Genomic DNA, 24,897 nt, shown 5'->3' on the forward strand with positions numbered 1-24,897 from the left:
ATTTTCCTCCAATTTAATCGTTCGCATAAACCTTGTGATAGGCCACAATGGATTCAAAAAAATTGACAAAAAGAACAAAATCATTGTTCTTTTTAACAGTTTTAAAAACTGGTTGTAAAATGTCTAGCAAATCTTGCATAACAAACTTTTCATGACCACGTAAACGTCCAACAGTATTTGCAAGTTGAGGCCTAAGCATTTGTAACTCAGCATAGTTCTCAGGTGGGAGTTGATCTTCATCCTTGAGATCAACGATTTTTTTTTGAATATTTTTGATAGCAGAAAAAAAACGTCTTAACTGATGATTTTTTACTTTCCGCATATGTTTTGCAATTGTTTCTGCATACTCAATTGCATCATCAATTTCCAATTCATCATATAAATTAGCATTGTATTTAGAAGTTTTTTGCTTAATAGCATGAACTGACGACATATTTTCACTCCCCTTATTTGCTGCATTGAAGTTGCTCAAACCAGTTAAGAATTAAACTTAGAAGTTTCACAGACTTCTCTCTTTCAGGCTTAATTGGAACAAATAAATGACTCCTCAATATTTCAATATCATCATTGTTATGCTCGTTATATTGCTTTTCTAAACGTGCAAATATGTAGCGTAACCGAGGCAAATAGAAAGAGTCTTCGATCACCCAGTCTTTAGCAGCTTCGAATAATTTATATATAAAACCTCGTGATACACCTTCGAGCTTGACGGCATCAATTTGATTCCCGATTATTTGCTTATCTGTTAGGGCCACTAAGCTTTTTAGTATTTCAAAAAATTTTGAGTCATCCCAATCAATGACCCGAACCGTTTTGTTGTTGTCAAATTCATATCGCTTATCAACATCGTCCAAACCAAGTAAAAACGGTGTAAAGCAGTTTTTTTGCGCCTTTGCTTGCTTCGCCACGTGCTCTGCTTCACCGGATCTTCGTGCCATCTGGTAAAGCGGGAACTTGGGTTGGTGCAATGTCAGCCCACCTGAAATTCCTAGTCCCCCGGTGAAGTGTGCGAAACAGCGTTGAATATCAAATGCAAGCTCGGTTGTTTCGTCCCAGGCACCGAGAATAAACAGGTCATCGCCACCTGCATAAATCACCGACACGTTTCGTCCAGATTTTCCATGTTTGTTATCCTTATCATATTCCTTTCCGACTATGTCTTTTGCCTTAAGGCTATCGCCCAAGTTTGTAGTGCAAATTTCGTTGAGATAGACTTTGAAAAAAAGGTTCAACATTCGCGACTTTGCCGAAAGCATCGAAAGCTTTTCGATGTCGGCAAACAATTTGCCCATGTCATCTACATCCATACGAAGTGCACCAATCAAATCTGCGCCGCAGGAGCTTGCCGAAAGACCTTCAAACGTGGCAGTATCGTTTTTGATCTCTTCGCTGCCATTTACTTGTCTGCCATCACCTTGAATCGCTTCTAACTCAATAGATTGGGCATATTCAGAAAGATCACCGTGCTTACGGGCATAATCGGCATAAACAACAGGAGTGCCGTTTCCATCCCAAAAATTAATTTGCCAATATGGTTTGCGAGCGCCTCTCCCATTGCTCAAGTAGTAATAGCAATACTGCAGGTTATCTACATCGGAATCTATGGTTGGAAATTTCAAATATGGGTCATTCTGCAACTCAACGCTTGAACGGCAAATAAAACGGTATTCTTCAACCAGTTTATCACCCAACTTGAATTGATGGAAACAACTTTCTGAAGCCCAATTATAATCCTCAAGTGACTTGCGATTTTCTTTTTTATCAAGTACATCTTGCATTGATATTTTTTCCGATGGCCTCACAATATTGTCAGGCAACGCGAACATTTTTGTTGGAGGCAAATCATCTCTTCTGGTAATCTGGCATTCGGTTTGAACGGACTTTTGCTTCGGCATCTTCGGCTCGAAAAGCTTATCCAATTGTTTGAGAAACTTCTGCCGTTTTTGCTTATCCAAATTATCGGATTGTTCTTGCCTCTTAGTTTGAAAAGCTCCCCCTGTCTCGAGGCTCTCTCTCTCGAATGGCAACGCATCCAACGCGATGAATAGCTTTCCGAAAAATTCTGAATACGCCCAGTCGTTCAGGAGATCTCCAAATTTTCCAATGTCCTTTTTCAATCCTTTTTTATTCGGCAAAAGCAACCCAAATCCCCCCCCGCCGGAATAAATAACAGCATGGCGTTCAGCTTCGGCCAAGCTTAGAATTTCATAAATGATATGCTCAGTGAGCATTTCAAGCATAAACGATCGGGCACGCAGGGTTTTCAATGCACCTTTTGAAGAAATCGTATACACTGTATCCTGAATGCCCGAAAAGTCACATCCGACAAGCAGGCATTTCTTATCGAATTCTTCATCACACTGTTTAAGGCCAAGACAATCATGAACCGCCGCCACAGATTTGAAGAGGTCGTAAACAGGGATTTGCGGATCAGCACTTGTTGCAACGAACGAACCGTAACGCTCAAGCTGAACGAGTAAATTTTGAGAAGATGGCTTAGGGGGCCTTACATTTTCGAAATCACTCGGTTCGACATCCTGATCTGGATAGTTGATTGTTTTGGGATCGAGTTTGCATGGCAAGTAATAATTGGCGGCAGTTGTCGAATCTGTAGGATCAGAAAAGATCGACCGAAGTCCAGCAAGTTTTAACCCGGTGCTTATGTCAATATCAAGTAGTGAAAATGCTTCTCTGTACTCTTCGAGCAGATGAGATTCAATGCTTTTTTCTTTCAAAAGATCAAAGCCAAGCTGTATTACTGGATGCGAACTGCCGGACATAACTTTACGGTCTTGAGGTAATCCAGAAAGTTTATACTACCGAACAACACGGTGGACACACGGACTTCGTGTCCATAGATCAGGGTGGGGGGAACGTCGAGGCTACTGCTTTACTTGCAACGGATAACTGAACAAGAAGACATCTCAATCAACAGTGTATATAATATAAGAAACTTGCTCCACTTGCTCCGCCTGATTATTACTTAAATAATACCAAACCGAAGAAACAAAAACAATAATTTTCTACGCCAGAAAAACTTTCCGCTTTTGCCAGTAATCTTTTCTCCATTGAACTGGACTCTCTTCTTATCAGCACACGGAATATCAACAACATTGACACATCAAATTCAAAACTCTAATTAAAACCCATTATAAAAATAAGTTAACTCTTATTATCCCAACCAACAGCCACAATGCTTAAAGAAAACATGCCAAGCCATCCCTCAACTCTCGGCGAGTCAACTCCTCTTACTAAAATGAACCGATAGCTTATGGAGTATCGCTTCTTAGACGCAGAAAAAACATTAAAGATTCGATGATGCAACTGCAGTTAACGAGGCTCCGTCATAATCACATCTATCAGCTTGTCAGTTTTGGTTTGGAAGATATCACAAAAACGATATCACGAGAGAGGCACAACTGTTTATACTACTGACATTTTCTATATTACGTCAACAGTACAACACCCGCCTACTTTTTTCAATCAATAAAGAAGATGCTATGAAAATCATTATTGGTGGCCCACATCATTCTGGAAAGTCATGCTTACGTTACGGGTTGAAAGAATCAATAAAAGCACAGACAGGTTCGCCATATCCCTATGTTATAACTGCATGTCCAGATGGAGAAGGAGCTTGGTTTCAAGAAACACACAACAAAGACCCTGAATTAGCAAAACGTTTGAGGCTGCCATATAAAAGTGGCTTTTCAAAAGAAAAAGTAGAAATGTGGGCAGAATGGGTGAATAACTGCTCCGAACCTTTGACATTTATTGATATTGGAGGCATCCCAGATGCAAAGAATCAAGAGATCTGTAAATCAGCAACTCATGCAATTCTTGTATACGGAAAAGAGGAACTTCTACCCGAATGGCTCGAGTTCTGTAAAAAGCTAAACCTTCAGATAATTGCCATAATTTATAGCGACCTAAACAAAAACGATGATGTCCCATTATCTTTAGGAAGTGACAATATTTATCGCGGAACCGTTCATCACCTTGAGCGAGGTGATTTATCTATAAAAGATCGGCCAACGATCGTTGAACTCGCTAAAATTCTTACACAGATAGGCATAAAAAAAAGAGAACCAAATATGGAGGTATACAAAATAGATTTAGAGAATAACAATATTCTTCAGTTGTGCATGGGAGACGTTCCCGCCCAAAATGACGTACTCGTTCAGACTGTAGAAAAAAAGCTTGATGAATTAATTGCTGCGAAAAAAATATATGGAGGAGAAATCATAAAAATCAATGGCCCCGCGACACTGCCTATAGCTTTCGTACTCGCACATAAGCTCAATCATCTATATGAAGCCGTTGCAATGTATGACCCAAAACTATCTAAATACGTTATTGTAATCACCCATGGACCTAAATATAGGGTAGGAGACCTTGTCGATTAAATCGTTATGTCTCTTGATGCTCAGAAAAAGGCAAGCTGTTCGAAACCCGTATGTGGCAGGAATCGAAAGACGGCTACACCGGCAGAACCCTCAACGTCCGGCGGCATATCGAAAAGCAGGTTGGCTTACTGAAAGATATGATGACGGGAAAGGTTGAGGAGTATGAGCCGTATAAGCTTCCAAAGTAATCACTTAGAATAAGTATCAACCAAAAACTCGGAACCCTCGTCGTTATACCAAACCAGCTGCTCGCAAATTTCACCATAACACCATAAAAAACATAGTATTAGCTACCATCACATAAGCAAATGAGCCTTCGATGTTGCATAACATGCTCAAAATACGTAAGATACAGGTAAGCAAAGAGAGTAAAATCACCACATTGTCCTTTGACATCACTGATTTTTACACGAGCCATCCATTTTGCTCTGGGAGCCCTTACCAGACAAGTGTTTCCAGAGGTACTCTTTTGATCTAATCGTACTCATGGAGTATTGCGACAAAGGTCATTCCGCGGATCCCCATCCCGGAATCGACGACTTTTGATCTAATCGTACTCATGGAGTATTGCGACTCCCAAAGAGAAAAACGTCCAAGAACGTATTTGTACCCACTTTTGATCTAATCGTACTCATGGAGTATTGAAACTCAACCGTCGCGCTTGCGCTGTCGTCGTACAGCACACGTTCTAATCGTACTCATGGAGAACAGGAAGTACTGAGTTCTAAGTTCTTAGTTCTGAGTAGAAGATTTTCGTTGGTATTACGTACTATGGTGGAATGGCTTTGTAAGATGGATTCCGCATCAAGTGCGGAATGACTGATGGTGGTGATATGAGACTTTGGAGCCTCGCTGGTGAGACTGCAGGTTACAACAAAACACTTGGCGGGAATATGAGGCTGTAGCGAATGATTTGTCTTGAAGAATCAGGTAATGATGAACGGACCCTCTATATCAAAATCTTTATTGCCGTCAACGAACCAAACACTAGGGGACGTTGTAAATAATTAACAGTTATTCCGATAACACCGGCATTGCACATCGATTAGCAAGGAATAGGAGGCAATACATCTTGAAATGGAACCGATAAAGAAGGGATCGTGGTTACTGCAAAGTTTAGCGCAGGACATACGGATTAAGCATCAATAATATCTACACTTAAAGTTTATTAACTCTCTTTTAGCAGTCGTCGACCAACTGTTTTCTTGTGCTTTTGTAGTCTTGTGCGAACTGTTTTTCGGTGTGTCGATTTTTAAGAGTTTATTTTATATTTCTTTAGAGCTGTCGTCGACCTCCCTGGGTTTTCGGGCTATTGGATATCGACGACTTTCTTTGGCATATTGTCACGCGTCATGCCCTGTGTTTTCGCACCTCTCTGCAGCTCATTGCTGCGGGTTCTAATCGTACTCATGGAGAATTGAAACATAAATAACACCGGAGCCTCACGGTTGAGCATTGCCTTGTTCTAATCGTACTCATGGAGAATTGAAACAGGATGAAAGGGCGGCAAATGACAAGGAAGTTGAGCGTTCTAATCGTACTCATGGAGAATTGAAACAGATCATGGGTTATAGTTGCATCAGCTGTCCCGCTTCGTTCTAATCGTACTCATGGAGAATTGAAACTTTCTTTCTCTTACGCAACTCATCAATGCCTGTATGAGTTCTAATCGTACTCATGGAGAATTGAAACACAGTAAAGGCAATAGTATCTTTCGTGCTACCGCCAAGTTCTAATCGTACTCATGGAGAATTGAAACCGGAGGTAAGGTCTGCCCCTCTTGTCAGCCGGAACGGTTCTAATCGTACTCATGGAGAATTGAAACTCGTATGGCCAAGGCAAAAGCAGGTGACTGGTATACTGTTCTAATCGTACTCATGGAGAATTGAAACGCTTGCTTAAAGAACTCTCCGAAGCTACTCCCTTGAGTTCTAATCGTACTCATGGAGAATTGAAACAAATCCTAATGCAAGAATTGACACCCGAAAAAGAGCGTTCTAATCGTACTCATGGAGAATTGAAACCATACCCCTCGTACACGCCCGAATACGCAGCAGACGTTCTAATCGTACTCATGGAGAATTGAAACTCGTAAAGATCATTGGGATCTGGGCTATACTGCAAGTTCTAATCGTACTCATGGAGAATATCCAAGTGCTGAGTTCTAAGTCCTGAGTTCTGAGTTGAAGATTGCGTTAGTGCTATGGCAGAGGAATAGCCCTGTAAGATGGATTCCGCATCGAGTGCGGAATGACTGGAAGGGGGAATCGTGCTTTGATTGTAAAGCTTCGTGTTCTTTTTCTATCCATTACCCATTCCCTGTTACCTATTTCCTAAATTCAGGCTCCTGGGTCCTTGAGCGAAGCGAAACAAATCGTACTCATGGAGAATATTCAAGTGCTGAGTTCTAAGTCCTGAGTTCTGAGTTGAAGATTGCGTTAGTGTTATGGCCGAGGAATGGCTTTGTAAGATGGATTCCGCATCAAGTGCGGAATGACTGCAAGAGGTTTTGTGCTTTGGCTGCGAAGTTCAGCTTTTTTTTCTATCCATTACCCATTACCTATTCCCCGTTACCTACCTGCCAGACTCAGGTCCCTGGCTCCTTGAACGAAGCAAGGTGCACTATCGTACTCACGGAGAACATTCAGGGCTAAGTTGAAGCATGTGCTACGGGCCATGGGTTAGGATGGCGGGATTGCTTTATAGGATTCCGTATCGAACTGTATACATGCTCGTGTTTGCTGTATTTTTGCAAAGCTACGGCTGTGCTCGTACATTATAGACATCTCTGGAACGTAGCATATCTCAAGAGCTTTCGGGCGCAAAGCGATGAACATGACCGAATCTCAGGCCACATATGCGGTACTGACGGGGGACCTTGTCAAGTCTTCGAGGTTGCCCAGCACACTCAGCACGAAAGCCATGGCGTGGCTGAAAGCCTCTGTTTCGACATTTAACACCGTCTCTCCCGGCTCGGTTTACGGCAGCATGGATACATTCCGTCATGACAGCTGGCAGCTGCTTCTCAACCGGCCGGAAAACGCGCTCAGAGCGGCGCTGTTCTTCAGAACCGTTCTCAGGATGAACTCCAATCCCGATATCAAGTACGATACCCGAATCGCCATCGGAATCGGAGAGGTCGAATATATCGACCCGACAAACATTTCCAATTCACGAGGCCCGGCGTTCACTCGTTCCGGCAAGCTTCTCGATTCCATGAAGAATTCCCGGCTGGCATGGAGCACCGAGCACGACGCACTTCCCTTTTGGAGTACGCTCAAAAGAACGACAATCCCTTTGCTCGACTGTCTTGTATCCGACTGGACTCCTACGGAATCCCAGGCTGTCAACAGCGTTCTCACGGGCCTGACTCAGGATCAGACTGCCGCCCGGTGGCAGTCGAGCGACGGCAAGAAGCCTACCCGGCAGGCTGTCGGCGGTTCTCTGCAGCGTGCCCACTGGAACACCATACATGATGTACTGCTTTGGACAGAGCAGCAGATAGCCGATACTCTGAACATCCCAACAGAATGAAAACCTGAGAGCTTGCAAGCATCAAAAGCAACCTCTCAAAGCTTACCCACAACATATTTTGTTATCAACAGTGTTTTCATGGAAAAAATAGCAGCAATCCTGATTTGCGCTCATATCTTTGCCGACTTTCTACTGCAAACCGGCAAGATGGCGAACAACAAAAGAAACCTTTTACTGCTCTTTCTCCATGCCGCGATTCATGCCGTAGTGAGCTGGCTGCTGCTTCAGGCATGGATATACTGGCAGGTTCCCTTGTACCTGTTCGCTGTTCATGCTCTTATCGATTATCTCAAAGAGCGTTTCATGGAAAAGAGCTACCGGTCATTCATCGCCGATCAGACAGCTCATCTTTTCAGCCTCGTTTTACTGTCGTTCCTGCTTGCCGAGCAACACTTCGTGCCCGAGCTTTCCGGTTTTCTTTACAAGGCAACCGTCGTCCTGGCAGGTTTGACGGCAACCATCCGGGGCGCGGGTTTTCTCATCAACCTTATCACGAAAGAAATCCTCGAAAAAAACCAGCTCAATCCTGACGGACTGATCGATGGCGGCAAGCTCATCGGTCAATTGGAAAGAGGGCTCATTTTTCTTTTTATCTTTATCAACCTGCCCACTGCGATAGGTTTTCTCGTAACTGCAAAATCCATCCTCCGGTTCGAAGAAGCCCGAAAACAGAAACTCGCCGAGTATATTCTCATCGGCACCCTTCTGAGCTTCTCGACCGCTATCGCCATTGGCACCCTCACCATGTGGGCCATTTCTTTCTGAACGAAAAATTCATCGATCATGCAATAATAAACGGGGAATCCTTGTTGAAGCTCTTGGTGCCATCGCCCTGTTTGGGACTCAACCATTTCCCAAACTTCTTTCCCATTTCCGCGAAATCATCTTCCGAAACAAAGCATTCTAAAGCACTCTATCGTCTTCCCGCTCCGCCCTCGTGAACAATAGCTCAACATGGCGACGGGACATGTATCGGGCCAAGATTTTGCCACATTTTTCACTTATGCCGCAGGAATTCTCACCTGCAAAGAGCTCGACGAGTACCTTTTCACAAAAAATCTGCCGGGCACTTGCGCCCTATCCGTTCACCCTGCACTTTTGGGCCGATCATGAACCAATCTGAAAGTTTGGATCACGCAGACGCCTGCAAGAAACGTCGTTCCCGATAGTTAACGAGCACAAAAAAAAGAAATGCATAGCGTATATTTGCACACGGGTATACTACGGAATACCTCAATTTATGCCGGGACTTCAATTGTTTCGTTGGTTCCGATACAATCGAGGATTCATGACAGTGGAAAACATGCCCGGCCGTAAACGTATTCTTTGCTCAACTCAACAGGAAATGCATCATGGGTTTATCCAATGCCATATCGTATTTCCAAAATGCGGAACGCTTCAATGCACATCCAGCACTCTGTCATCATTAGAAAACCGCTCGAAGAAGTAGAAGCCTACCTTATCGATATTTCGAACAACTGTGTATGGCAGGAAGACGTAACCGAGTCCGGCCTTCTGACCGACGGTGTCATCGGCAAAGGGACAAAAGCCTTCGAGGTTAGGAACATCATGAACTTTCCCTTACGGACCGAGTGGAAAATAACGGCATATCAACCGGGCAGTTCCTTCAGCTTTGCAAGTACATCGAGTGTTGCTCCTTACGAAGGCACATTCAACCTTGAAGCCGTTGACATGAGCACGAAAGTCACCTTTTCGTTTACCATCTTTCACTCCGGATTCAATGCACTCTTCGACCCTTTCATGCAGGGCATCTTTTCACGCAGGTTCCGCAAGAACCTCGAGACGCTTATGACGATACTTGAAAACAGCTAAATATCCCTTTATCGATCTGCCCTGCACTCCTACGTCTTTACGCTGATCGCTTTTTTCGTCTGAGCGAGAGATGTGCGACAATCCTCTTTTCCCGGACGGCTCTCGGCGAACTTGACGAGATCAGCCTGATGCAGCACGTCGGTAAGTACAATGGCATCGGGGACAGAAATGACCGACAACTCTTCCTCTATCTCACTTGTCACCTCTTCGAAAGCCTTGATACGGTAAGCACCTTCGAGGTATTCGCGAATCAGGAAACTAAGCTGTTCGTAACACTCTTCGGGCTGCACGGTTTTACCGAGGCTTTTTTCGAGCTTTCGTACTTTCCGAAGCGCCACCTTCGAATGATCCACCTCTCGAGATAAGGAGCCTCTTCTTCTCTTCACCAGAAACCAGGTAACAATAACCGCTACAACCACTACTGCACCGAGAAAAAGCGCGAAAAAAATCTCTGCAGTTGTGCGGTGAGGCCGTTTGATCGGTTTTATCGGTAATAAAGCGGTGACGGATGAATCGGTCAATGCGTTCACTGTAACAACGCTTTCAGGCACCACCTGCATCACTGTTTCGGCTCCCGAGGTACTACGAATGGTAACGGTTACCGGAGGCAACGCATATTCACCGATATCGAACACTGCAAGCGTCGCCTGAAAAGCAGCCGTTCGCTCCCGAGGTCTTTTCTCCTGCCGGTCGATCAGTACGAATGGATGAATCCCTGTACTGTCAGGCATTGCAAAGGCCACGGTTTGTCCCGGCTCATGCTTTACCGTAACCGTATATGCTATTCTATCTCCTACGGTAACCGATGCAGGAGAAAAGTCGCTGCTGTATTTGCCGTCACCATCATCTGCCCTTGCCGGAGAGAACACAAAAAAAAGGGAGAATACCAGCAGCAATGCTGCCGGAATGTCAGACTTTTTTCTCACGGTACCGGAAAAACCTGTTGAGCGCTCCGATAATGGAACTGTTCGTTTGCAGACAAATCGTATCGATTTTCATGCCGCTGAGTTTTTTCATCAAAAGCTCCTGTTGCGCCTGCCGGATCGTTTTGTAACGCTTCAGTACCCTTGTTCCAGCAGCGTCGATAATGCCCTCTTCTCCTGTTTCAGGGTCTTGGACCCAGAGAATACCGCTGCCGGGTATTTCCGTGTCGAGCGGGTCGGTGAGGTGCACAACCACAAAGTCATGCCTTGCATTGAGGATCTTCATGGCTTTTTCGTAACGTTCGTCGATAAGATCGGTAAGCAGAAAAACTATCGCCTGTCGCTTCTGGGTAGAACGGATAAAGGAAAGTGCCGCATCGATATCGGTTTTTCGGTTTTGTGCCTCATAGCTTATGATCTCCTCGAGAATAACCAGTACATGACTCCTTCCTTTTCGTGGCGGTATGAATTTTTCGACATGATCGGAAAAAATCAGCAGCCCGACCTTGTCGTTATTCATGATCGCACTGAACGCCAGCACAGCCGCCACCTCCGAGGCAAGTTCTTTTTTCGTACGCTGGCGGCTACCGAACAACATCGACCCCGATCCATCGAGAACAAGCAACACCGTCCTTTCCCTTTCTTCGGTAAAGAGCTTGACATAAAGGTCATTTTTGCGAGCCGACGTGTTCCAGTCGATAGTCCTTACATCGTCACCCCAGGAATACTCCCGAACATTACTGAACTCGATACCGCGCCCCTTGAATGATGAGTGATATTCACCGCTGAAGAGTTCATTCACCAGCCGCTTCGAACGGATTTCGATATGCCTGATTGTCCGGGCAAGCTCTTTTATATTGCGAACTCTTCGTTGCATGGCTGAAGAAAGTCAATAGGTGATATAGGTAATGGGTAATGGGTAATGGGTAATGGGTAATGGGTAATGGGTAATGGGTAATGGGTAATGGGTAATGGATAGAAAATAGGTTTCCTGAATCAATGTGAATCCACTCTTGCTGTGATTCCGCACCTGAGATGCAACACTTTCTTACACCAGAACTCATCAATCACTGCCTTATGGTACTTTCACATGGGCGAGTATCTGGCGGATGCAGTCTTCCGGGTGCACGTTATCGGCTTCGGCTTCATATGTGGGGCGAATGCGGTGGCGCAGTACATCGAACGCCACTTCCTTGACGTCCTCGGGTGTTATGTAGGCTCTCTGACGCAAAAAAGCGTGCGCTTTTGCGGCAAGTAACAGAAAAATGGATGCCCTCGGTGACGCCCCGTATTCGATCATCTCTTCAAGCGACTGCAGTCCCGCAGCTACCGGGTCTCTCGATGCGGTGACAAGGTCGACTATGTAGCGCTGCACCCTCACATCGACATAGATAAGGTCGATCAATGTCCTCGCTTTCTGAATCTCATACCGGTCAACAACAGGAGACACATCGGGAAGCAGTGCGGTTTTTGCCGAGCGCTGCATGATTTCAAGCTCCTCGTCATAGGAAGGATACTCGACCAGCACCTTCATCATGAAACGGTCAAGCTGAGCTTCGGGCAAAAGATAAGTCCCCTCATGCTCTACGGGATTCTGCGTAGCAAGCACCATAAAGGGTTCCGGAAGCATGAACGACTGGTCGCCGATGGTTACCTGACGCTCCTGCATGGACTCGAGCAACGCCGACTGCACTTTTGCCGGTGAACGGTTTATTTCGTCAGCCAGTATGATATTGGCAAACACCGGGCCTTTCCGAGGATAAAACACCATCTCTTTGGGATTATAGACCATGGTGCCCACAAGATCGGCCGGAAGCATATCGGGCGTGAACTGTATGCGCCGGTAAGCGAGGTTCATTGCCGAAGCGAAGGTTCTGACAATAAGCGTTTTTGCCAGTCCGGGGACCCCTTCCAGTAAAACATGACCGTTTGCCAGCAAGGCGATAAATACCCTCTCGAGAACCTTGTTCTGACCGACAACACGTTCTGCAAGCAACTCTGCCGCCCTGTTCAGAAAAGCCGATGCTTCGGTGATCTGTCCCGCCAGTTCCTGAAGCTCTGCGTCTTGTTTCATTCCTGTGATCCTGCATGTGATGGTTGCGAGGGAGAAACTGCCTATTGCTTCTGGTAGAGATCTTTGAAACCGAGAACGAGGAGAATTATTCCCACAACAAGAGCCCCCCAACTAAAAAATGCGTCAAGTGATAAAAAAGCATTAAGCATTCCAATCCCGGGAGCAAAGAGCAGAATAATGTCTGCTCCGAGAATAACCAGCAACAAGTTGAGAAACTTTATCTTGACCCTTGGTTTATTATTGTTAGCTTCTTTGGCCATACTTTTATATTACAATGGGAGTAAAAGATAATACATGAATATTCTCGGCATCGAAACCAGTTGCGATGAAACGTCGGCCGCCGTTCTGAAAAACGGCCGCGTCGCATCGAACATCATCAGCTCACAGCTCATTCACAAGGCATATGGCGGTGTTGTTCCGGAACTCGCCTCGCGTGAACATGAACGGCTGATTGTATCGATTGTCGACCGTGCGGTAAACGAGGCTAATATACAAAAAAACGATCTCGATATCATAGCCGCAACTGCCGGTCCCGGCCTTATCGGCGCGGTGATGGTGGGCCTTTGTTTCGCCCAAGGCCTTGCTTATGCATTGAAAAAGCCGCTTGTCCCGGTCAACCACATCGAGGCACACATCTTTTCCGGCTTTATACAGGAAGATCCCGAACATCAGGCCCCCGAGGATAATTTCATTTCCCTGACCGTTTCAGGAGGGCACACCATGCTTTGCGTCGTGGATAACGATCTGCACTATAGGGTCATCGGCAGAACCATCGACGATGCTGCCGGCGAAGCCTTCGATAAAACAGGAAAGATGCTCGGTCTCGACTATCCTGCAGGCCCGCTCATCGACAAGCTGTCGAAAGAAGGAAATGCGGATTTTCACACGTTTCCACGGGCGCTTACCGCACAATCTCGAACCAGTAAAAGCTACCGTGACAATTTTGATTTCAGTTTTTCAGGCCTGAAAACATCCGTGCTGAACTACATCAACAACCATGAGCCGGAATTCATCGAGCAGCATCTTCCCGACATAGCGGCATCTATCCAGGAGGCAATTATCAGTGTCCTTGTCGAAAAAACCGTTGCCGCCGCCTTGAAGTACAATATCGGAGCGATATCGGTAGCCGGTGGAGTAAGCGCCAATTCAGGCTTGCGGCACAAAATGGAAACCTCTTGCGCAAAACACGGTATACGCCTCTTCGTTCCCAAAGCGGTGTATTCAACCGACAACGCAGCAATGATAGCCACGCTCGCCAGCCTGAAACTTTCCCGAGGACTCGTCAAACCGAACAACTACGATGTCGCACCTTTCGCAAGCTTTGAATACTCTTGAGTTGTTTCTCCGGCTTTCGGAACCGGCTTGCTTTGGAGGTTTCCATATCGAGTGTCCAAACTTCTCATTGAATTAGTTGGCTGAATACGTTATCTTTCGGCTTTTGGAGCTGAAGTTTTTCAATTTTTATTACGATACCATGCACACTTTCATATCATCTTTACTTCTTTTCGCTCCTCCAAGTGGAGGCGAAACCCCCAACATGTTTGTTCAGCTCATACCGTTAGCCCTTATTTTCGTTGTTTTCTACCTGTTTCTCATTCGCCCGCAGCAGAAAAAACAAAAAGAGCGCGAAAAGGTACTCGAAAGTTTGAAGCGGGGAGACAGGGTCATTACCATCGGCGGTGTCCATGGCACCGTAGCCGGGATCGATTCGGAGAAAAAAACTGTTTTAGTTCAGGTTGCCGACAACCTGAAAATAAAGTTTGACCGCAGCGCTATTGCAACAACTGAAAAACAGGAAGCCGGCGAAAAACTTACCAGTAAGGATTAAACGAGATATATGCAGTCCACAAAGGCAACATTGATTTTAGAAAACGGTTCCGTCTATAAAGGTATAGCGTTCGGACATGTTGGCGAAGCCACCGGAGAAGTAGTTTTCAACACTTCCCATACCGGGTACCAGGAAATCATTACCGATCCCTCTTACGCAGGCCAGATGGTGGTCATGACGTATCCTCTGATAGGCAATTACGGGGTCAACCAGAGCGACGGCGAGTCCGATAAAATCTGGGCATCGGCCCTTATCGTTCGCGAAGCGTCCAACCTGCACAGCAATTTCGCAGCGACATCAAGCCTTGACGATTACCTGAAAGAATCAAAGGTTATGGGCCTTGCCGGTATCGACACCAGAAGACTGGTCCGTGAAATACGGGAAAAAGGCGCCATGCGAGGGTTCATCTCCACGATTGACCATGATGAAAAAAGTCTGCAGGAAAAAGCCCTGCAAACCCCTGAAATGACCGGACTCGATTTGGTTAAAAAGGTCAGTACCGCCCGGAATTACACGGTTGACTGCCCTGACGCAAAATACCACGTCGTTGCCTTTGATTACGGCATCAAACGAAACATCCTCAGAATGCTGCAGGACGCCGGATGCAAAGTTACCGTGCTCAACGCAAAGACCTCTGCCGATGAGATCTTCAAGCTGAACCCGGACGGAGTATTTCTTTCAAACGGTCCCGGTGATCCGTTCGCTGTAACCTATGCGGTCGATACCATCAAAGACCTTACCCGGCAGGACAACCCTTCTGGCCAACTGCCGATATTCGGTATCTGCCTGGGTCACCAGCTTCTTTCACTGGCTTTCGGAGCCAAAACATACAAGCTGAAGTTCGGTCATCATGGCAGCAATCACCCGGTAAAGCGCCTTTCGACAAAATCCATCGAGATCACATCCCAAAACCATGGTTTTGCCGTGGAGATGGACTCGCTGCCCGAAGAACTCGAACTTACTCATCTTAACCTATACGATAACACGGTTGAAGGCGTCCGGCACCGTGAACTGCCCTGTTTTTCCGTACAGTATCATCCAGAAGCAGCGCCCGGTCCGCATGATTCACACTACCTCTTCAATCTGTTTACCGAAATGATGGATAGATGAAGTACTACGGATGGTGTTATGATACACTGGTATCTACCGGCTCCACTGGTCATCGCCATGACCTGTATTTCTCTTTCAGATGCGGGAGCGGACCATGCAAAAGTAAAAGCCGCGAACGAGCATTTTAACGCAGGTCGCTACAACGAGGCTGGTGGACTCTACAAAAGCGTTATCGAACGCGAACCACAAAGCCGTAACGGCATTATCGCCGCCTTCAACCTCGGTAACACGCTGTTTCAGACACTGCATCATGCAGATGCAGCCGCGCTGTTTCATGAGATAGCCGAAACACCGGGTCTTCCCGAAAAATTCAGAGCCGACGCCCATTTCAATGCCGGCAATGCACACGCCCAGCTTGCATTGCCCGTAAACAAAAGCATCGAGAAAAAAACACTCCTGAAAGCCGCTCTCATGGAGTACCGGGCGGCTCTTTTGTTAAATCCCGATGACCAGGAAAGCAAGGTCAACTATGAAATCATTCTTCGCTTGTTGAAACAGCAGGCTCCCCCGCCAGCCACAGGAAAAAACAGCGATCCCGATACCGGAAAATCCAGCATCGGAAATGATATCGTAGCAAATATTCTCGAGCAGGCCGTAGAGGAAGAACAAACCGTATTGCGACAAAGATATCGCAATGCAGACCGAGCGAAACCGGGTGGCTCAAACAAGGACTGGTAACAGGAATGAGTAACAGTAAAAAGGTACTGCTGGTGTTTCTTGCCTCCGACAGCGGCGTCGACGGGGCCAGGTCGCTTTTTGAAGAACAATCGAAACATAAAGCAAAAGAATGGTTTGACAGAGCGGTTCGCAACCTGATAAAACAGACACAGTTTGCCATCCCTCCCCTGGCGCTCATGATCCTCGCCTCCATCGATGTGCAAGGTGTCGAGCAAACCATTTGCGACCTTCGTTTCGAAAAATTACCGCTTGATACTTCCTGGGACCTCATCGGGATAAGTGTTCAGACAGGTATGGCGTCGAAAGCGTTCAACCTCGCCGACAGATTGAGAGCGAAAGGTTACAAAGTGGCTCTTGGCGGAGCCCATGCAACCTTGTTTCCCGACGCCTGCAGCAAGCATGCAGATATCCTTGTTCAAGGTGAGGCCGACGATACGTGGAAGACTGTCCTTGAAGATCTCAAAAACGGGACCACGAAAAAGAGCTATGTTCCTGAAAATTTTCCCGATCTTTCACTCAACCGCCCCATCAACTCCCGACTGCTCGATAAGAAACGGTATTTCACAACGAATATCATCCAAACCGGCCGGGGTTGCCCCTACAGTTGTGATTTCTGCAATGTTCATATCCTCAACGGCAACCGGCACCGAAGAAGAACCGTAAAGAACATTGTTGACGAGGTACGCCGTTTCAGCGAACACGATAACAGGATATTTTTTTTCGTCGACGACTCCATCAACGCACACGAAGAATACGCACAGGAACTGTTCCGCCAACTCATTCCGCTCAACATCACCTGGTTCGGACAGGCCACAACAATGCTCGGTAAACAACCCCGCTTGCTTGAAACCTTTGCCCGGTCAGGATGTCAGGCGTTACTTGTCGGTATTGAAAGCATCGAGCCCGAAAGCCGGGAAAGCCATAACAAAACACAGAACCGCTCTACCGAACTCGCAGAGGCAATCATCAATATCCGCAAGGCATGCATCAGTCTGTACGGAAGCTTCATTTACGGGCTGGACGGTGATACGCTGGCAACTCCGGCAGCGATCCTGGATTTCATACGCATGACCAAGCTGGACGTTCCCGGCATTAACATCCTGCGGCCAAATCCCGGAACAAGGGTTTTCGAACGTCTCAAAGAGGAAGGCCGATTGCTGTTCGATGCAGAAGATCTCTCCGCCTATCGCTATACGTTCGGGCAGGAGATGCTCTACATGCCGAAACACATAACGCTCCCTGATTTTGTAGAAAGCTATTCACGACTGACAGCTGACATCTTTACGGTCAAAAACTCTTTTTTGCGTGGTGTTTCCGCTCCAAGCGCAAAAGCTGCGGTGCTGTTGTTCAATCTGTTCTATACACACTTGTACGCTCTTTCGCGCCATGACCTGAAAAAACAGATAAGCCTCTCTCTATCAGGACACGCAACACCTTGACAGAAAAGGCCCTAAAACTTTTTCAGTTAAGAAATGAATGTTTTTATCGCTAACTTTTGTATTTTTCCTACCTGTTTTCAAAAAAAAACATATCAGCACACTTATATCATTACGAACGAAGGAGAACAACATGAAAAAAATCCTACCGGTAGCGGCACTTTGCAGCATTTTCTTCATCGGTTGTGGCGGCGCACAGGAACCTTCAGCAGAGGCACCTGCTGAAGGTGGAGCAGCAAGCGAGCTTGTCAGCGGCTACGATCTTGCAAACGGCAAAGAGATCTATGAAGCAAACTGTGCAAGCTGTCATGCTGAAGGCGTGCTCAGCTCACCGAAAACAGGCGATGTTTCTGCATGGAGCGCACGCATCGAACAGGGCATGGACACTTTGATCAAGAAGTCGATCGAGGGTTACATTGCTGAAGGCAGCATGCCGGCAAGAGGTGGTAATGACGCTCTTACCGATGAGGAAGTTGCCAATTCAGTTGCTTACATGGTAAACGAAAGTGCCAAATAAGCAATTTCTTGATATATCACTACAACGGGCGCAGAAAAGCGCCCGTTTTTTTGTTTTTTTTAACAGTCCAACGTTGTCAAGGAGAAACACATGAGACGACTGATTTCCGCTTTCACCCTTTGCGCAGCTGCTGTGCTTTCTTTCGGTCTCGATGCACTTGCCGGAGTTACAGCTGAAGATTTAGCCAAATACGACCTTGCAAATGGCAAATCCGTCCATGATGCAAGCTGTGCCGCCTGTCATGCAAACGGAATCCTGCAGGCACCGAAAACCGGAGACAAAGCAAGCTGGACTGCTCGTCTTGGACAGGGAATGGGAACTCTTGTAGAAAAATCAATCAATGGCTATACCGCTGAAGGCAACATGCCGGCACGGGGCGGCAATCCTGACCTCACCGACAAGCAGGTAGGTGATGCCGTTGCCTATATGGTCAAACAGGTTCTCTAATATCAAGGTTCTTTCAGAACATCTTGAAAAAAGCGGGCTGCCTCCTGGCGCACCCGCTTTTTTTTATCCACGCCGGCTCACCCTCTGCAATCACGCTGGAGAAGAAAGCGCAAGATCAAACACCGTCTCCACACTGTTTTCCCAGTTGTCTTCGAGAAAATCATCCGCCTTTCCATCGGCGATCAACCGCATGGCATAGCGAACCTGTTCTTCATACAGTTCACAAAATGCTCCGGGACTCTGCATGGTTCCATGCAGACTGTATGCTTCAGCAGGGCAGGGCGATCCGCAAAAATGACGAATCGCACAACGGTTGCAGGGCTCGATATCCTCGACCATTCTACCGGTTACTTTCCGGAAAGGTGCTTTTTCAAGCACGTCGTCGATATCCTCATGAAACACACTGCCCCCATTGAACTCCGGAAGTCCGACAAACTCACTGCAGGGAAAAAGATCTCCTTTCGCCGACAGGGCGACAAAACAACGCCCTCCGCCACAGGGTGAAATATCACACATGAGCTTTCTTGCTGTCGGAGCAAGAACGGCAAGCAGAATATTGGCGAAATTCGCGACAACCAGTTTCCTGCCTGTCTCACGATACAGCTCGTGGGTGCGATCGAGTGCTTTCAGGTAGTAATTTGCCATTGCGGCATCATCCGGCTTCATCATCCGCCCGCCCACTCTGGTACACCGCACAGGATTGAGCATGCATACCGGAACCTCCATGGCGTGAAAGAAATCAACCATATCGACCAAAGCCGCCATATTTTCTTTCGTCACGGTACAAATGACACTATACCTGTCATACCCCTTGACAAGCTCTATCGCCTGAACGACGGAGTCATAGACCCCGTCTCCCGACCAGGTCTTACGCGTCCTCGAAGCAAGCAACGCCTCGGGTGCATCGAGGGAAAAGCCTATACCCACCCCTCTCGACATCAGAAAATCAGCCGACTCCCTGTCAAGTAACGTCCCGTTTGTTTGCACGCCGAACCGGAAATCATCACTGAAATAGTCGATAGCTGTAAAAACCGCTTCACGGTTCAACATCGGCTCGGACCCGTGAAAAATCACCTCAGGCTTGTAATCCTCAGGCGTGTTCCTCCTGAAATACCGTTTCATACGTCCCAATGCATCGATCAGCTCCTCCTTCGGCATATCACGGCCATCCTTGCGCATCTCCCCGGGAATATAGCAGTATGAACAGTCGAGGTTACAGCGTTCCGTAGGGTTAACGTAAACCGCAGAAGGTTTTTGTCCCGAACGCAGAGCGTTCATTTCATGTTCAAACACCTCCGCTTTCTGGCGATATTCCCGATACAGAGAATGATCGTCAGAAAACACTCCGGCCAATTCGGATTTGTCAACAAGAGCCCAGAACGCTGTATCGGGAGAGACCACAGCCGTAAACACGGGATGATCGATGTCCACCGGATAGAGCTCGATTCCATTACCGGAATTGGCCCATCTGCCTTGTGATGATGCAGCTGTTTTTGTACGTCCTGTCTTCATACTGTTTTTCCGCGCTCCTTTTTTTCAGAAGGTTTCTCGATCAAAATGTAGTGGGAAAGTCCGGTACCTTTCGCAGTGCAGCGCTTACGTCTGGCAAGGATGATCGTCTTGTTCTTCTGTGTCGTCTCATGTTGTTTCATTGTTGTTCTCTTTTTTTTATAAAAAGAAAAAGGGCTTCGTTCCACCTTATCGAAGATGGAGCGAAGCCCTTTACCATCGGGTTTCGTGCTCTATGTCATTGTCATGTAACAGGTCTTCTGACTTTCGGATCATCCTTAGCCTGCAAGCCTTCCCATCCCGATAGTTCGGAACAGTGACCACCATCTTTCAGGTCTCGTGCAGGTTCAGTCCCCGATTACAGCGGCGGGACCGCCACGGATTTTCACCGTGTTCCGGAATGTTACAAAACAATCAGCCGTGACGCACTTTCACGGCTCTACAAGAAAAAATGTACTGCTTGAAAAGCAATTTCACAACTCCTGCCCTCAGCGCTCTCTCTTTTCTCTCGCCCAATATTTCGCGAGCACAATTCCGGAGAGATTGTGCCAGAGGCTGAACAGTGCTCCCGGTAACGCACTCAATGGTTGAAAAAACTGGTTGGCAAGTGCCACGCCGAGTCCGGAATTCTGCATACCGATCTCTACCGCAACAGTCCGACGATCAACACGGTTACAGGACAACAGCTTCGCCGCCCCGTACCCTGCCGCGAGACCGAGCATGTTATGCATCATGACAGCCGCAGCCACCACGAGCGGCAAGCTCATAACCTTGTCTGCATTCAGAGCCATAACACAGGCTATGATCAACGTGATCGAAACAACTGACACTGCTGGCAGAATATCACTGTATCGGGTAACAATGCCCGAAAAAAAATGCCTCACTAACAACCCTGCAGCAAGGGGGATGGCAACAATCTGAAAAACCGATAGAAACAGTGCCATAAAGGAAATGTCGACCGATCTGTTCAAGAGCAGAAAAATTATCCCGGGAGTAAGCAGCGGCGCAAGCACTGTTGAAAACATGGTCATGGTTACAGAAAGAGCAACATTGCCTCTGGCAAGATAGACGATGACATTGGATGCGGTTCCTCCAGGACAGCTACCGACAAGCACCATGCCGATCATGACCTCCTCAGGCAGTGACAGCAGGCGGCTGATGATCACGCCAAGTCCTGGCATGAGGGTGAACTGCAACAGCGCAACGAGGAAAACAACACGCCTTTTTTCCCAGACATCCTTGAAATCATGGAGCCGGATCGTCGTTCCCATTCCGAACATGATGAGTCCAAGCAAGAATGGTATCAACGGCTTGACCCAGAGAAACGAAACAGGTAGAACCAGAGCAATGACCGATGCCGACAGTGCAATGGTAAGAAAATGGCGGTTCACTATGTTCATAAACCCATTTTTGGTAGTGGAAATCCGGGATATGACAAGATTGTATAATGTAGTATCCTGCATGAAATAATACGTCCTGAAAAACCATACTATCGCCGGTGGGTAAATCCCCGAGCCATTCGTATCTTCTTTTTGCAAAGACGCCAAACGCAATGACAACGATATATATGCAGGAGATTGAATATATAGGGTATGCTGCCGGGTTTTTAACCACCCTTGCCTTTCTCCCTCAGGCATTGAAAGTTTTCCGTTCAAAAAAAACACGGGACATCAGCCTGCTATGGGCGCTCTTAATGACTTTCGGTGTTTTTCTCTGGTTTTGCTACGGCTATGCGAACCACAGTCTGCCGATGATGATCGCAAACGGTATAACCTTCGTGCTCATGCTGGTGATCCTTGTTTTTAAACTGCGCTTCAAATAAATCGAACAAGAACATGCACACAATAACAATCGGTTTTATCGGAACCGGAAGAATCGCAAAAGCCCTCATTGCAGGACTCGTGCGTGACAATAACAATGAAATTTCAGGATACGATAAAGATCCGGCAGTTGCCGATGCGGTCTGCAAGGAGTTCGGCATCACCCGGAAAAATTCCATGAGCGAGCTTGTACAATCGGCCAACTGCATCGTCCTTGCGGTAAAACCCTATCAGATAGAAACCGTGCTCGAAGAGCTTCGCCGCGAGCTCAGGCCGGACCAGCTTCTCATAAGCGTCGCTGCCGGTATTACCTCGGAGTTCATTAGGACACGCTCCCTCGAGGAGATGCATGTCATTCGTGTAATGCCGAACACTCCGGCATTCGTGGGAGAAGGTATGACGGTGGTCAGCAGGGGAAAATGCGCTACCGATGCAGATCTCGCTCAAGCGGAAAAGATTTTCAGTGCAATCGGCAAGGTAGCGGTACTCGATGAAATACATATGGATGCCGCCACTGCCGTCTCGGGCAGCGGTCCCGCTTACATGTTTCACATCATCGACGCACTGGCCGAAGGGGGGAAACAATGCGGTCTTTCAGACGATGAGGCCGTAACCCTCAGTGCACAAACCATGCTCGGAGCTGCAAAACTGGTGCTCGAAAGCCAAAAAAAACCTGCGGCACTCATCAAAGACGTTACCACACCGGGCGGAACAACCGAGGCCGGGCTGCACCAGATGGAAGCCCACAATGTCCGGCAAGCAATGATCGATACCGTAACAGCTGCTGCACAACGGTCGGTTGAACTGAAACAATAGCCTGAAACCGTGAAACCGCTGGTATACAGGGGGCTCATTCTGCTGCTGCTGCTTTGCGTCATCCGAACCGGCAGCAGTTCGGCAACCAGCCGCACAGACAATGAGGAAAAGGAGCTGTTCCTCACCGCACATATCAGCAACGACAAACCGTTCACCGGAGAAGCGGTAGAGCTTACCTATACGCTCAGCTTCACAGGAATCGCTCCGAAAATCCTGGACACCGCCGAACCCTCACAGGAAGGAATATGGGTTGAAGAAACTGCTTTGGGGAAACTGATCCCCAGCAGACCACAACGCATCGGGGATACACTCTACAGAAACGCCGTCATCAAACAGATGACGCTTGTTCCCCTTCAAGCCGGCAGATTCAGCATAACCGGCTACAGCATCTTGTGCATCATTCCGAAAAGCCTTTCCATCGACTCCCCTCCGGAACCGGATGACTCTCTCGCTCTTATGGCTCCTGAAGTAACCATAGATGTCAATCCCCTTCCTGAACCGATACCTTCGGGTTTCAGCGGTGCCGTGGGGATACTCGACGTCACCGCTTCAGCAGACAGGGACACCATCCACGCCGGCAAGACGCTGCAGTTAACGGGCACCCTGACCGGTACGGGGAATTTCAAGACTTTTCCGGCTCTTCCATGGTCATTGCCTGAAGGGTTTTCAGTGCTTGAAACGATAGCCGAACCGACGAGCGCCGACTCACCCGAACGCCTTACGAAAACGATTGTTCTGAAAGCCGATAAACCCGGCACATTCACGTTTTCCCCGCTCTCCTTCACGTCGTTCGATCCCGAAAGAAAAACCTATGTTACTGTAGAATCGAACAAGCTCACCCTGGCTATCTTGCCTGAAACCGCTGAAAAGACTGCGAAAGCCCCTGACGCTGCAGCATCGACCACTCAGGACAAAAGCCCTGAAAGAAACGTGCCAGCCGTTTTCTACAACCTGCTCTTCACCTTGTCATTCATAGTTGTTGTCGTCTTGCTGTATCTTCTGCTGAAAAGGCGCTTCATTATCGGCAAAAGTAATCCGAAACCCGCTCATTCGCCGCAGGAACTTCGCGAACAACTATCTGCGATACTCAAACAAGGTTACGGTTTCGACGTTCAGGGTCTCACAAGAAAGGAGCTGACGCAGGCGATGGAAAAACAGGGAGTCGATGACACTTTTTTGGCAAAGCTGCTTGTTTTGCTCGATGAACTCGACAGACTGGAGTTCGCACCCGGCGAACCCGATGCAGAAGAACTCGAAAACCTACGGCAGAAGTGCAACACCCTCTCAACTACTGTACGCTCCCGACCTTCCAGATCGGAACGGACTTCTTGAGCTCATCCATGAACCAGCTCATGGCGTCGAATGCTTCGTGGCGGTGCACCGAACGAATCAAAACGACAATCGCAGCTTCTCCTACCGGAATGGTTCCAATACGATGAACGCAGTGGATATCGATGATACCGAACCTTTGAACGGCCTCTCTGCCGATTTTTTCAAGTTCTTTCTGCGCCATTCCCTCATACTGCTCATACACAAGCGCCCCGATCTTCTCATCCTTTTCAATACCTCGAACCTGTCCGTTAAAAACCAGTTCGGCCCCAACCCGAGGATCGGGCTGGAGATCGAAGCTCCAGCCGTCGATTCGTTTTCCGCTTACGCTCACCGATACCATGACTACCCTCCGCTGACTGGTGGAATAATCGCCAGTTCATCCCCCTCTTTCACCAGGGTACCTTCTGCAGGATACTCCATATTGAGAGCGAGCATGAATGGCATTTCGGCAAGCTGTGCAGAAAGTTTCCTGATTTCCTGTTCCGCTACCTCGATGGTTGTTCCTTCGGGAACTTCCATATGAAACTCACCGCGGGCGAGAACATCACGTGCGGCTGCAAAACATTTTACGGTTATGTCCATAGTGAAGAAATCTCATTTGAAACCGTTCGGCAAAGCATCCTGAAAAACTGTTTCA

General features: G+C 47.3%; 26 protein-coding genes, 1 CRISPR repeat array and 1 riboswitch. Of the genes, 15 read left to right on the forward strand and 11 right to left on the reverse strand.

Features of this window, described 5'->3' with window-relative positions:
- Positions 1–13 precede the first annotated feature (13 nt).
- Together csm2 and cas10 are read right to left on the reverse strand one after the other, a co-directional pair.
- On the reverse strand, positions 14–433 hold the full coding sequence (gene csm2 / locus CR164_RS03650) for a type III-A CRISPR-associated protein Csm2 (protein ID WP_110022562.1): 420 nt from the start codon (positions 431–433) through the stop codon (positions 14–16).
- A gap of 13 nt (positions 434–446) precedes the next feature.
- A complete protein-coding gene (cas10, locus tag CR164_RS03655) occupies positions 447–2,780 on the reverse strand; it encodes a type III-A CRISPR-associated protein Cas10/Csm1 (protein WP_110022563.1) in 2,334 nt (777 codons plus the stop codon).
- Positions 2,781–3,500: 720 nt separating this feature from the next.
- On the opposite strand from cas10, the gene CR164_RS13145 reads away from it, so the two are divergent.
- From CR164_RS13145 to CR164_RS03675, 5 genes are all read left to right on the forward strand, one after another.
- Entirely contained in the window at positions 3,501–4,403 is a 903-nt protein-coding gene (locus CR164_RS13145; RefSeq protein WP_204901784.1) for a CRISPR-associated protein Csx3, read from the forward strand.
- A gap of 50 nt (positions 4,404–4,453) precedes the next feature.
- Positions 4,454–4,591 carry a hypothetical protein gene (locus CR164_RS12985; RefSeq protein WP_153303684.1) on the forward strand — a complete coding sequence of 46 codons (138 nt, stop codon included), beginning with the start codon at positions 4,454–4,456 and terminating at the stop codon, positions 4,589–4,591.
- 1,206 nt (positions 4,592–5,797) lie between these two features.
- Positions 5,798–6,557: a CRISPR direct-repeat array (repeat unit 30 nt; unit sequence GTTCTAATCGTACTCATGGAGAATTGAAAC).
- Positions 6,558–7,238: 681 nt separating this feature from the next.
- Entirely contained in the window at positions 7,239–7,937 is a 699-nt protein-coding gene (locus tag CR164_RS03665) for a hypothetical protein (RefSeq protein WP_146204131.1), read from the forward strand.
- Between the two features lie 78 nt (positions 7,938–8,015).
- Entirely contained in the window at positions 8,016–8,702 is a 687-nt protein-coding gene (locus CR164_RS03670) for a DUF3307 domain-containing protein (protein ID WP_110022565.1), read from the forward strand.
- Between the two features lie 636 nt (positions 8,703–9,338).
- Entirely contained in the window at positions 9,339–9,770 is a 432-nt protein-coding gene (locus CR164_RS03675; RefSeq protein WP_110022692.1) for an SRPBCC family protein, read from the forward strand.
- A gap of 29 nt (positions 9,771–9,799) precedes the next feature.
- Here CR164_RS03675 and CR164_RS03680 read toward each other — a convergent pair whose 3' ends face one another.
- From CR164_RS03680 to CR164_RS03695, 4 genes are all read right to left on the reverse strand, one after another.
- Complete coding sequence (locus CR164_RS03680) at positions 9,800–10,696, reverse strand: hypothetical protein (protein ID WP_110022566.1); 897 nt, start codon at positions 10,694–10,696, stop codon at positions 9,800–9,802.
- Positions 10,680–11,570 (reverse strand): DUF58 domain-containing protein, encoded by an 891-nt coding sequence (locus CR164_RS03685; protein ID WP_110022567.1) that lies wholly within the window; start codon positions 11,568–11,570, stop codon positions 10,680–10,682. Before CR164_RS03685 ends, CR164_RS03680 begins: the two co-directional genes overlap by 17 nt.
- Positions 11,571–11,768: 198 nt before the next feature.
- Positions 11,769–12,767 (reverse strand): AAA family ATPase, encoded by a 999-nt coding sequence (locus CR164_RS03690; protein WP_110022568.1) that lies wholly within the window; start codon positions 12,765–12,767, stop codon positions 11,769–11,771.
- Between the two features lie 41 nt (positions 12,768–12,808).
- Positions 12,809–13,027, reverse strand: a complete 219-nt coding sequence (locus CR164_RS03695) for a hypothetical protein (protein WP_110022569.1) — start codon at positions 13,025–13,027, stop codon at positions 12,809–12,811.
- A 34-nt stretch (positions 13,028–13,061) separates the two neighbouring features.
- Here CR164_RS03695 and tsaD point away from each other — a divergent pair, with 34 nt between their 5' ends.
- The 7 genes from tsaD (at position 13,062) to CR164_RS03730 (ending at position 18,783) form a co-directional block, all read left to right on the forward strand.
- A complete protein-coding gene (tsaD, locus tag CR164_RS03700; protein WP_110022570.1) occupies positions 13,062–14,102 on the forward strand; it encodes a tRNA (adenosine(37)-N6)-threonylcarbamoyltransferase complex transferase subunit TsaD in 1,041 nt (346 codons plus the stop codon).
- 139 nt (positions 14,103–14,241) lie between these two features.
- On the forward strand, positions 14,242–14,595 hold the full coding sequence (gene yajC / locus CR164_RS03705) for a preprotein translocase subunit YajC (protein WP_110022693.1): 354 nt from the start codon (positions 14,242–14,244) through the stop codon (positions 14,593–14,595).
- A 9-nt stretch (positions 14,596–14,604) separates the two neighbouring features.
- Positions 14,605–15,705 carry a glutamine-hydrolyzing carbamoyl-phosphate synthase small subunit gene (gene carA, locus CR164_RS03710; protein WP_110022571.1) on the forward strand — a complete coding sequence of 367 codons (1,101 nt, stop codon included), beginning with the start codon at positions 14,605–14,607 and terminating at the stop codon, positions 15,703–15,705.
- A gap of 18 nt (positions 15,706–15,723) precedes the next feature.
- On the forward strand, positions 15,724–16,383 hold the full coding sequence (locus CR164_RS03715) for a hypothetical protein (protein WP_146204132.1): 660 nt from the start codon (positions 15,724–15,726) through the stop codon (positions 16,381–16,383).
- A gap of 5 nt (positions 16,384–16,388) precedes the next feature.
- Positions 16,389–17,822: a B12-binding domain-containing radical SAM protein gene (locus CR164_RS03720; RefSeq protein ID WP_110022573.1), complete on the forward strand. Its 1,434-nt coding sequence runs from the start codon at positions 16,389–16,391 to the stop codon at positions 17,820–17,822.
- 130 nt (positions 17,823–17,952) lie between these two features.
- The gene (locus CR164_RS03725) at positions 17,953–18,336 is read left to right on the forward strand and encodes a c-type cytochrome (protein ID WP_110022694.1); all 384 of its coding nucleotides are present in this window, start codon (positions 17,953–17,955) and stop codon (positions 18,334–18,336) included.
- Positions 18,337–18,426: 90 nt separating this feature from the next.
- A complete protein-coding gene (locus CR164_RS03730; RefSeq protein WP_110022574.1) occupies positions 18,427–18,783 on the forward strand; it encodes a c-type cytochrome in 357 nt (118 codons plus the stop codon).
- A 90-nt stretch (positions 18,784–18,873) separates the two neighbouring features.
- Here CR164_RS03730 and cbpB read toward each other — a convergent pair whose 3' ends face one another.
- The 3 genes from cbpB to CR164_RS03740 form a co-directional block, all read right to left on the reverse strand.
- Positions 18,874–20,295, reverse strand: coding sequence for a peptide-modifying radical SAM enzyme CbpB (gene cbpB / locus CR164_RS03735; protein WP_110022575.1), 1,422 nt, complete (start codon positions 20,293–20,295; stop codon positions 18,874–18,876).
- On the reverse strand, positions 20,292–20,435 hold the full coding sequence (locus CR164_RS13095; protein ID WP_167392932.1) for a hypothetical protein: 144 nt from the start codon (positions 20,433–20,435) through the stop codon (positions 20,292–20,294). The genes cbpB and CR164_RS13095 overlap by 4 nt, the downstream gene beginning before the upstream one ends.
- A gap of 112 nt (positions 20,436–20,547) precedes the next feature.
- Positions 20,548–20,689, reverse strand: a riboswitch (cobalamin riboswitch).
- Between the two features lie 91 nt (positions 20,690–20,780).
- The gene (locus tag CR164_RS03740) at positions 20,781–21,692 is read right to left on the reverse strand and encodes a bile acid:sodium symporter family protein (RefSeq protein ID WP_110022576.1); all 912 of its coding nucleotides are present in this window, start codon (positions 21,690–21,692) and stop codon (positions 20,781–20,783) included.
- A 152-nt stretch (positions 21,693–21,844) separates the two neighbouring features.
- Between CR164_RS03740 and CR164_RS03745 the strand changes: the two genes are divergently transcribed.
- The 3 genes from CR164_RS03745 to CR164_RS03755 are packed head-to-tail and all read left to right on the forward strand — an operon-like array spanning position 21,845 to position 24,260.
- Positions 21,845–22,114, forward strand: coding sequence for a SemiSWEET transporter (locus tag CR164_RS03745; RefSeq protein WP_239994452.1), 270 nt, complete (start codon positions 21,845–21,847; stop codon positions 22,112–22,114).
- Between the two features lie 13 nt (positions 22,115–22,127).
- Positions 22,128–22,928: a pyrroline-5-carboxylate reductase gene (gene proC, locus CR164_RS03750; RefSeq protein ID WP_110022577.1), complete on the forward strand. Its 801-nt coding sequence runs from the start codon at positions 22,128–22,130 to the stop codon at positions 22,926–22,928.
- A 9-nt stretch (positions 22,929–22,937) separates the two neighbouring features.
- Positions 22,938–24,260: a BatD family protein gene (locus tag CR164_RS03755; RefSeq protein ID WP_110022578.1), complete on the forward strand. Its 1,323-nt coding sequence runs from the start codon at positions 22,938–22,940 to the stop codon at positions 24,258–24,260.
- Here the strand turns inward: CR164_RS03755 and CR164_RS03760 are convergent.
- Together CR164_RS03760 and CR164_RS03765 are read right to left on the reverse strand one after the other, a co-directional pair.
- On the reverse strand, positions 24,217–24,600 hold the full coding sequence (locus CR164_RS03760; protein ID WP_110022579.1) for a molybdenum cofactor biosynthesis protein MoaE: 384 nt from the start codon (positions 24,598–24,600) through the stop codon (positions 24,217–24,219). The two genes, CR164_RS03755 and CR164_RS03760, sit on opposite strands and share 44 nt — an antisense overlap.
- Before the next feature lie 2 nt (positions 24,601–24,602).
- Positions 24,603–24,842 carry a MoaD/ThiS family protein gene (locus CR164_RS03765; RefSeq protein ID WP_110022580.1) on the reverse strand — a complete coding sequence of 80 codons (240 nt, stop codon included), beginning with the start codon at positions 24,840–24,842 and terminating at the stop codon, positions 24,603–24,605.
- Positions 24,843–24,897 lie beyond the last annotated feature (55 nt).

Origin of the sequence: Prosthecochloris marina (assembly GCF_003182595.1) — a bacterium.
Lineage (GTDB): Bacteria > Bacteroidota > Chlorobiia > Chlorobiales > Chlorobiaceae > Prosthecochloris > Prosthecochloris marina.

Excerpts from the sequence above, each read along its gene's own strand:
- csm2 (WP_110022562.1), bottom strand. The coding sequence starts at position 433 with ATGTCGTCAGTTCATGCTATTAAGCAAAAAACTTCTAAATACAATGCT.
- cas10 (WP_110022563.1), bottom strand. The coding sequence starts at position 2,780 with ATGTCCGGCAGTTCGCATCCAGTAATACAGCTTGGCTTTGATCTTTTG.
- CR164_RS13145 (WP_204901784.1), top strand. The coding sequence starts at position 3,501 with ATGAAAATCATTATTGGTGGCCCACATCATTCTGGAAAGTCATGCTTA.
- CR164_RS12985 (WP_153303684.1), top strand. The coding sequence starts at position 4,454 with ATGTGGCAGGAATCGAAAGACGGCTACACCGGCAGAACCCTCAACGTC.
- CR164_RS03665 (WP_146204131.1), top strand. The coding sequence starts at position 7,239 with ATGACCGAATCTCAGGCCACATATGCGGTACTGACGGGGGACCTTGTC.
- CR164_RS03670 (WP_110022565.1), top strand. The coding sequence starts at position 8,016 with ATGGAAAAAATAGCAGCAATCCTGATTTGCGCTCATATCTTTGCCGAC.
- CR164_RS03675 (WP_110022692.1), top strand. The coding sequence starts at position 9,339 with ATGCACATCCAGCACTCTGTCATCATTAGAAAACCGCTCGAAGAAGTA.
- CR164_RS03685 (WP_110022567.1), bottom strand. The coding sequence starts at position 11,570 with ATGCAACGAAGAGTTCGCAATATAAAAGAGCTTGCCCGGACAATCAGG.
- CR164_RS03690 (WP_110022568.1), bottom strand. The coding sequence starts at position 12,767 with ATGAAACAAGACGCAGAGCTTCAGGAACTGGCGGGACAGATCACCGAA.
- CR164_RS03695 (WP_110022569.1), bottom strand. The coding sequence starts at position 13,027 with ATGGCCAAAGAAGCTAACAATAATAAACCAAGGGTCAAGATAAAGTTT.
- tsaD (WP_110022570.1), top strand. The coding sequence starts at position 13,062 with ATGAATATTCTCGGCATCGAAACCAGTTGCGATGAAACGTCGGCCGCC.
- yajC (WP_110022693.1), top strand. The coding sequence starts at position 14,242 with ATGCACACTTTCATATCATCTTTACTTCTTTTCGCTCCTCCAAGTGGA.
- carA (WP_110022571.1), top strand. The coding sequence starts at position 14,605 with ATGCAGTCCACAAAGGCAACATTGATTTTAGAAAACGGTTCCGTCTAT.
- CR164_RS03715 (WP_146204132.1), top strand. The coding sequence starts at position 15,724 with ATGATACACTGGTATCTACCGGCTCCACTGGTCATCGCCATGACCTGT.
- CR164_RS03720 (WP_110022573.1), top strand. The coding sequence starts at position 16,389 with ATGAGTAACAGTAAAAAGGTACTGCTGGTGTTTCTTGCCTCCGACAGC.
- CR164_RS03725 (WP_110022694.1), top strand. The coding sequence starts at position 17,953 with ATGAAAAAAATCCTACCGGTAGCGGCACTTTGCAGCATTTTCTTCATC.
- CR164_RS03730 (WP_110022574.1), top strand. The coding sequence starts at position 18,427 with ATGAGACGACTGATTTCCGCTTTCACCCTTTGCGCAGCTGCTGTGCTT.
- cbpB (WP_110022575.1), bottom strand. The coding sequence starts at position 20,295 with ATGAAGACAGGACGTACAAAAACAGCTGCATCATCACAAGGCAGATGG.
- CR164_RS13095 (WP_167392932.1), bottom strand. The coding sequence starts at position 20,435 with ATGAAACAACATGAGACGACACAGAAGAACAAGACGATCATCCTTGCC.
- CR164_RS03740 (WP_110022576.1), bottom strand. The coding sequence starts at position 21,692 with ATGAACATAGTGAACCGCCATTTTCTTACCATTGCACTGTCGGCATCG.
- CR164_RS03745 (WP_239994452.1), top strand. The coding sequence starts at position 21,845 with ATGACAACGATATATATGCAGGAGATTGAATATATAGGGTATGCTGCC.
- proC (WP_110022577.1), top strand. The coding sequence starts at position 22,128 with ATGCACACAATAACAATCGGTTTTATCGGAACCGGAAGAATCGCAAAA.
- CR164_RS03760 (WP_110022579.1), bottom strand. The coding sequence starts at position 24,600 with ATGGTATCGGTGAGCGTAAGCGGAAAACGAATCGACGGCTGGAGCTTC.
- CR164_RS03765 (WP_110022580.1), bottom strand. The coding sequence starts at position 24,842 with ATGGACATAACCGTAAAATGTTTTGCAGCCGCACGTGATGTTCTCGCC.